The 6002-nt window shown below is 55.5% G+C and carries 6 protein-coding genes; 3 read left to right on the top strand and 3 right to left on the bottom strand.

Annotated elements, in window-relative coordinates; genetic code table 11:
* Positions 1-179: 179 nt before the first annotated feature.
* The 3 genes from psbP to NW818_RS08265 all read right to left on the bottom strand — a co-directional run bounded on the left by psbP (position 180) and on the right by NW818_RS08265 (position 2474).
* Positions 180-704, bottom strand: coding sequence for a photosystem II reaction center PsbP (gene psbP / locus NW818_RS08275; RefSeq protein ID WP_414329451.1), 525 nt, complete (start codon positions 702-704; stop codon positions 180-182).
* 263 nt (positions 705-967) lie between these two features.
* A complete protein-coding gene (locus tag NW818_RS08270) occupies positions 968-1726 on the bottom strand; it encodes a PspA/IM30 family protein (RefSeq protein WP_414350257.1) in 759 nt (252 codons plus the stop codon).
* Between the two features lie 64 nt (positions 1727-1790).
* Entirely contained in the window at positions 1791-2474 is a 684-nt protein-coding gene (locus NW818_RS08265) for a polysaccharide deacetylase family protein (RefSeq protein ID WP_414350259.1), read from the bottom strand.
* Between the two features lie 80 nt (positions 2475-2554).
* On the opposite strand from NW818_RS08265, the gene NW818_RS08260 reads away from it, so the two are divergent.
* The 3 genes from NW818_RS08260 (at position 2555) to grxC (ending at position 5963) form a co-directional block, all read left to right on the top strand.
* A complete protein-coding gene (locus NW818_RS08260) occupies positions 2555-2785 on the top strand; it encodes a hypothetical protein (RefSeq protein ID WP_414355428.1) in 231 nt (76 codons plus the stop codon).
* Between the two features lie 28 nt (positions 2786-2813).
* A complete protein-coding gene (gene polA / locus NW818_RS08255) occupies positions 2814-5609 on the top strand; it encodes a DNA polymerase I (RefSeq protein WP_414424290.1) in 2796 nt (931 codons plus the stop codon).
* Positions 5610-5702: 93 nt separating this feature from the next.
* Complete coding sequence (grxC, locus tag NW818_RS08250) at positions 5703-5963, top strand: glutaredoxin 3 (protein WP_414329447.1); 261 nt, start codon at positions 5703-5705, stop codon at positions 5961-5963.
* Positions 5964-6002: the final 39 nt, after the last annotated feature.

The following is a 6002-nucleotide window of genomic DNA, read 5'->3' as shown; positions in this document are numbered from 1 at the left end:
GTCTTCGCGTCAGCGTTGCGGAGCAATAATCCCCAGAACCACAAGGCTTTTCTCAGTAGCCCAGGCGTCTCGCCCCCAACCTAAAATGACCATAACTCAGCCCTAAAGGGCTCAACCTTAACCTACCCAAGTCCGTCAACCCGGTTCAATCCCTTGAGAAAATCCTCTCAGGAAAAGCTTTAGGAAACATTCAGAGATCGGCCCACGTTCCTAAAAGCAGCTTGCACCTGAGGCCAGCGGGATTCCTGGGTAGAGGCTGTCAGCGTGTAGAGGCGATGGTGCCGAACGGTTACCGTCACCACCTCATGACGAAGCTGGGATCCCATATCGGTTTGGTATTCCAGCAGGTAATAGGGGTGCTCCTGCCGCTCAAAGGCTTCGGCAGACAACAGCTTGGCCGAGCGACCGGATCCCTCAGGAGCAATGATCTTCTCCGCCACCAACTGCCCCACCTCATCCGGGCTGCCCAAATCGGCAATCGTCTCCCCCTTGTCAAACGGGGCGATCATCAGGCTGACGTTCTCGGTCTCGTACACCAGGTCGCGCAGGAGTACCACCGGCCCTTTCCCCGGCCCAAGATTGACCGCCACCATGCCGTTGGGGTAGGCAAAAGCAAAGGCTCCGCTGGGATCCCTGTAGGCTCGCAGGTTAGAGCCTGCGGAACAGGCACCGACCACCAAGCTGAGGCAGACACAGAGCAGCAACAGCGCTCTAGACAGCCACGGGCTGGTTGCGTAAGTGGGCCACAGGCCTGATCGGGCAGAATGCGCGCCTCGTGCTGCTGACATTGCTGGGATCCTCTCCTCAGATGGGTTGCCTATTGTTCCTATATCATCCTAGTACGAGCGCACTCCCTCTAGCCCGTTGACCGTCAATTCCCAACGGAAAACTCCCCCTGCAACTTAGCAGCGGGGTTGCCGACGTGGGTTGAAAAGCGAGGGATCCCCAAGCTTGGAAGCAACTGCCGCTATTGGGGGAGCCGCTTCTCGAAATCCAGATCCGGTAGCGGCGGGTTGGCCTGGGCACCTCCTTGGCCGGTGAGCATTGCCAAGCGGCGGGAGATTTCATCGTCCATGGCCATTTCATCCAATTGGGCAGCAATCTGCTCGCTGCGATCTTCCGAGAGCTCGCTCATGGCTCGGGATCTGAGCTGGCGAGCCTGGATAGCATTCTTCGCCGCCTCAAATTGCGACTTGGCCGAGTCGATGTTGTAGGAATTGTTGACGCGGGCCATCTGCTCCAGAGCTTGGTTCACCTCGTTGATGTCTTTGAGGTTGCTCAGCTCGCTCTTGTAAGCGGCCAATCGCTCTTTCTCGCGGGCCAGCTTTTGCTTGGCGGCGTTGACGTAGCGCTCGGCAGTTTCCACGTTCTCCTTAAGGGGGCCGAGAATGGCCTCAATTTGCAGCGCTTGGGACATAGCCAGACGGGCAGCCTCTTGATCGCCCCGTTGGGCGGCCAGGCGAGCTTTGTTCTCCAGGGCCTGGTACTCCCGCACCTTTTGCATGTACTTCTGCTCAGCCCGCTGATAGGCGGCTACTTGGGTGGCAACGGCTTCCGTGAGACGCTGAACCGTCTCCTGCATCGTGCGTAGGGATTCTTCCGCCACCATCACCGCCCCTGTGCCACCTTTCTCCACCGGGATCCCCCACAGCCAGTTCCAAGTTCCGACGATGACGCTGCCGGCCCGTTGCCCAAAAATGCCGTAGATGATCTTGCGTGCGCCCATGGCTTGGCCCTCCTGCCTACGCGTGCCTCTACTGTATTTAATTTCTCCCCAACTGGTAAAGATCTCAGGGATCCGGCAAGTGGACAAATTCAAATCCCCGCTTCTTCAAAGTTGGGATCAACTGCCGCGTTACCTCAACCACTTGGGCTCCTCCTTGTACCCCATCGTGCAGCACGATTAAGGAGCCAGGCCGCACCTGGGCCAGCACCCGCTCCACCACCACCGATACCGGTGGGATCAGCCAATCCTCAGGCACCACGCTCCACATCACCGGACAAAAGCCCCAACGGCGCAAATCCGCAAGCGTCTGCGGCCAAAACAAGCCATTGGGCGGGCGCACAGCCCGATAATCGTCAGGGATCCCGCCACAGGCAGCCACGAGGGTGGTTTGGCTGCGCTTCAGGCTCTGATAAAGCTCTCCAGGGGCAAGCTCGGTAAAAGGGCGATGCTGCCAGCCGTGAAGGCCAATGCGGTGGCCTTGTTGGCGGATCTGACGGGCCAGGTGGGGCCAGCGCTGCACCCGTTCTCCCAACACAAAAAACGTGGCCGGCACCTGAAAATCCATCAAAACCTGCAACAAAGCAGGGGTGTACTCAGGGTGAGGGCCATCGTCAAAGGTCAGAGCCACCCGCTGGGTATGGGGATCTGCCGGCAACTCCCACAGGCCGTCGGGAAAGAGGGTCTTGAGGCCCCAGTGCAGGGGTGGGTAGAGGGATGGGGGCAGGATTTGCTGAGAAGAGAAGAGCATTGTGGCGGGCTGTATTTTGTCCAGAACCAGAGGCCAATGCTTTGGGTGATCAACTGGGTAACAAATTTAGGTATTGCCGATTGAGCCAACCAATTGAAAAAATGGGCATGAGCATTGTAGCCCGCAAAACGGAAATCAGGGTTGGCGGGCCCGTCGATGGGCTTTTGGATCTCGTCCTAGCCAGTTGTGATTACAGATTGTGCCTACAGATTGTGATTACAGAAGTTGCCATTGGGTGTCGGCAGCAGCCCGCCGCTCGAGTTCTTGAGACGGATGTGGGATCCCTTCTGCCCATAGCCCAGATCCGATAGGCTAGATTCACCCTCAAGGTATCAGCTGATGGCTTGGCAAACTCCAACACTGCTGCTGGTGGATGGTCACTCTCTGGCCTATCGCTCCTTCTACGCCTTTGCCTACAGCCGCGAGGGGGGGTTGCGCACTTCCACTGGGATCCCCACCAGCGTCAGCTTTGGCTTTTTGAAATCGCTGTTAGAAGTCTTGGACAAATACACCCCTACCCATGTAGCCGTTGCCTTTGATACACGGCAGCCCACTTTTCGCCACGAGGCCGACGAAACCTACAAATCAGGCCGCCCGGAAACGCCACCGGAGTTTATCGAAGATGTGGAGAACCTGAAGCAGGTGTTGACGGCACTACGCATCCCGATTTTGGTGGTGCCTGGTTTTGAAGCCGATGACATTTTGGGCACCCTCAGTAGGCTAGCCCCCCAAGATTACCGGGTGCAGATCTTAAGTGGCGATCAAGATCTGTTCCAGTTGATCGATACCGATGGAAGAGTTCGGGTTTTGCACCTCAACAGCAAAGATCGCATCAGCGAGTTTGGCCCCGAACAAGTGAAAGAAAAATTGGGCATCTGGCCTTGGCAGGTGGTGGATTATAAGGCCCTCTGTGGTGACCCTTCTGACAACATTCCCGGGGTGAAAGGGATCGGCCCCAAGCGAGCTGTGGAGCTGCTGGAGCGCTACGGCAGTTTGGATGAAATTTTCGACCACCTGGACGAGATCCAAGGAAAAGTCCAGCAATACCTCAAAGAAGGGATCCCGGCGGCCCATCACTCGCAATTTATGGCTCGGATCAAATGCGACGTTCCTCTTTCTCCCGACTGGGAGAGCATGAAATTAACCGGGTTTGATCAAGCAGAATTGCTGCCGCTGCTGGAGAGATTGGAATTTCACAGTTTTATTGCCCAAGTGCGCAAAATACAAACGGCTTTGGGGGGGATCCCAACCGAGGCAGAGGTGGTTGGCGCTTTTAATCCCACCGGGGATCCTGCAAACGCTCCTGACGAAGCCCTGTGGTTTGATTTTGCCGTGGATCCCGTCCCTTCTCTGCCGGCGGTGCGCATCATCGATACGCCGGAGCAACTGGAGCTGTTGCGGCAAGAGCTGCTGGCCTGCCCAGGGATTGTAGCTTGGGATACTGAAACCACCAGTCTAGATCCACGGGATGCCCAATTGGTGGGGATCGGCTGTTGTTGGTCAGAGGGAGATATCGCCTACTTGCCCATCGGCCACCGCCAGGGATCCAACCTGGATTGGGAGCTGGTTAAACAAAGCCTGCAACCCCTTTGGGAAGATCCCAACCGACCCAAAAGCCTACAAAACTGTAAGTACGACCTGAGCATTTTCCGCGCCCACGGGATCCGCCTGCAAGGGATCCAGTTTGATCCCATGTTGGCCAGCTACGTTTTGGATCCAGAAGCCAGCCACAACTTGGCCGATTTGGCAGCCACCCATTTGGGTTTGCCAACCACCAGCTACAAAAAGTTGCTGGGCAAGGAACAGTCCATTGCCGATATCCCGATTTCCAAAGTTGCAGAATACTGTGGAACCGACGCCTATTGTGCCTATCGTCTGGTGCCAATCCTCACCGAAAAGCTGCAGAAAACCGATCCGCGCCTGTGGGATCTTTTTATTCAAGTCGAGCTGCCCTTGGCCCAAGTTTTGGAAGAGATGGAGTGGATCGGCATTCGCATTGATACCGAGTTTCTGAGGCAATTTTCCCAAGAGCTGGAACAAGAGCTGCAAAGTTTGGAGCAGAAAGCTTATGCCCAGGCTGGAGAAACCTTTAACCTCAATTCTCCCAAGCAACTGGGATCCCTGCTCTTTGAAAAGCTGAAATTGGACATTCGCAAAACCCGCAAAACGGCTACTGGCTATTCCACTGATGCCTCAGTTTTAGAAAAGCTAGAGGGGGATCATCCTCTCATCGAAACCATCGTGCAATACCGCACCTTGGCCAAGCTAAAATCGACCTATGTGGATGCTCTGCCTGCCCTGGTAAGAAGCGATACCGGCAGAGTCCACACCGACTTTAACCAAACCGTTACTGCCACCGGCAGGCTCAGCTCCTCAAACCCCAACTTGCAAAATATTCCCATTCGCACCGAGTTCAGTCGCCGGATTCGACAAGCTTTTATTCCCCAAGAGGGATGGCTATTGGCGGCAGCAGATTACTCTCAAATTGAGCTGCGCATTTTGGCCCACCTCAGCCAAGAACCTGCCTTGCTGGAAGGCTTTCGCTCAGGGGAAGATGTGCATACCCTGACCGCCCGCCTGCTCCTGGAAAAACAGGAAATAACCAGCGAAGAACGCCGCCTGGCCAAAACGATCAACTATGGGGTGATCTATGGCATGGGAGCGCAGCGCTTTGCCCGCACTGCGGGGGTTTCTTTGTCGGAAGCCAAGCAATTTTTACAGCGATTTAACGAGCGCTACGCCGGTATTTTCGCCTACCTGCGCTCCACCGAAGCCTTTGTGGAAAAGCATGGCTATGTAGAAACGATCTTGGGTCGCCGTCGCTATTTTCCCAATTTGTCTCGTCTGACAGGCCATCGCAAACAAGCGGAATTGCGGGCAGCTGTGAATGCTCCCATTCAGGGATCCGCCTCAGACATCATCAAAGTAGCAATGGTGCGCCTGCGGCAAAAGCTGCAGAACTTTCGTTCCCGCTTGCTCCTGCAAGTGCATGATGAGCTGGTGTTTGAGGTGGATCCCTCGGAATGGCAGGCCCTAAAACCGCTGATCCAAACAGAAATGGAAGGAGCGGTGCCCCTCTCCATACCGCTGGTGGTGGATATCCAAATTGGCCACAATTGGAAGGAAGCGAATTAGATCATTGACGACAGACAATTTCAGGTCTGGAAAGAAGGGGATCCCAGCCCTATGGAAATGTTAAGGTGTGTGAAAGCGTTTGTTACCCTACTTATGGCTGTTGAGATTTACACCTGGCGTTTTTGTCCCTTCTGCATCCGGGCTAAGCAACTGCTGGATCGCAAAGGCGTGAAGTATATCGAGTACGCCATCGATGGAGACGAGGCAGCACGGGCGGAAATGGCCAAGCGGGCCAACGGCCGCCGTTCGGTGCCGCAAATTTTCATCAACGACCAGCATATCGGCGGCTGCGACGATCTTTACGCGCTAGAGGCTCGCGGCCAGTTGGATCTGCTCCTACAGCAGGCCAGCTAAGCCTCAACTGTATCTGATACATTTACGCTGAACACTGCT

It is taken from the genome of Synechococcus sp. R6-5 (genome assembly GCF_047461775.1).
GTDB lineage: Bacteria > Cyanobacteriota > Cyanobacteriia > Thermostichales > Thermostichaceae > Thermostichus.
Note: the sequence above shows the minus strand (reverse complement) of the source record. Positions and strands in the feature narration are given on the sequence as shown.

Bases quoted from the DNA above. Each gene is read 5' to 3' on its own strand.
- NW818_RS08270 (WP_414350257.1), bottom strand. From the start codon at position 1,726: ATGGGCGCACGCAAGATCATCTACGGCATTTTTGGGCAACGGGCCGGC.
- NW818_RS08265 (WP_414350259.1), bottom strand. From the start codon at position 2,474: ATGCTCTTCTCTTCTCAGCAAATCCTGCCCCCATCCCTCTACCCACCC.
- polA (WP_414424290.1), top strand. From the start codon at position 2,814: ATGGCTTGGCAAACTCCAACACTGCTGCTGGTGGATGGTCACTCTCTG.
- grxC (WP_414329447.1), top strand. From the start codon at position 5,703: ATGGCTGTTGAGATTTACACCTGGCGTTTTTGTCCCTTCTGCATCCGG.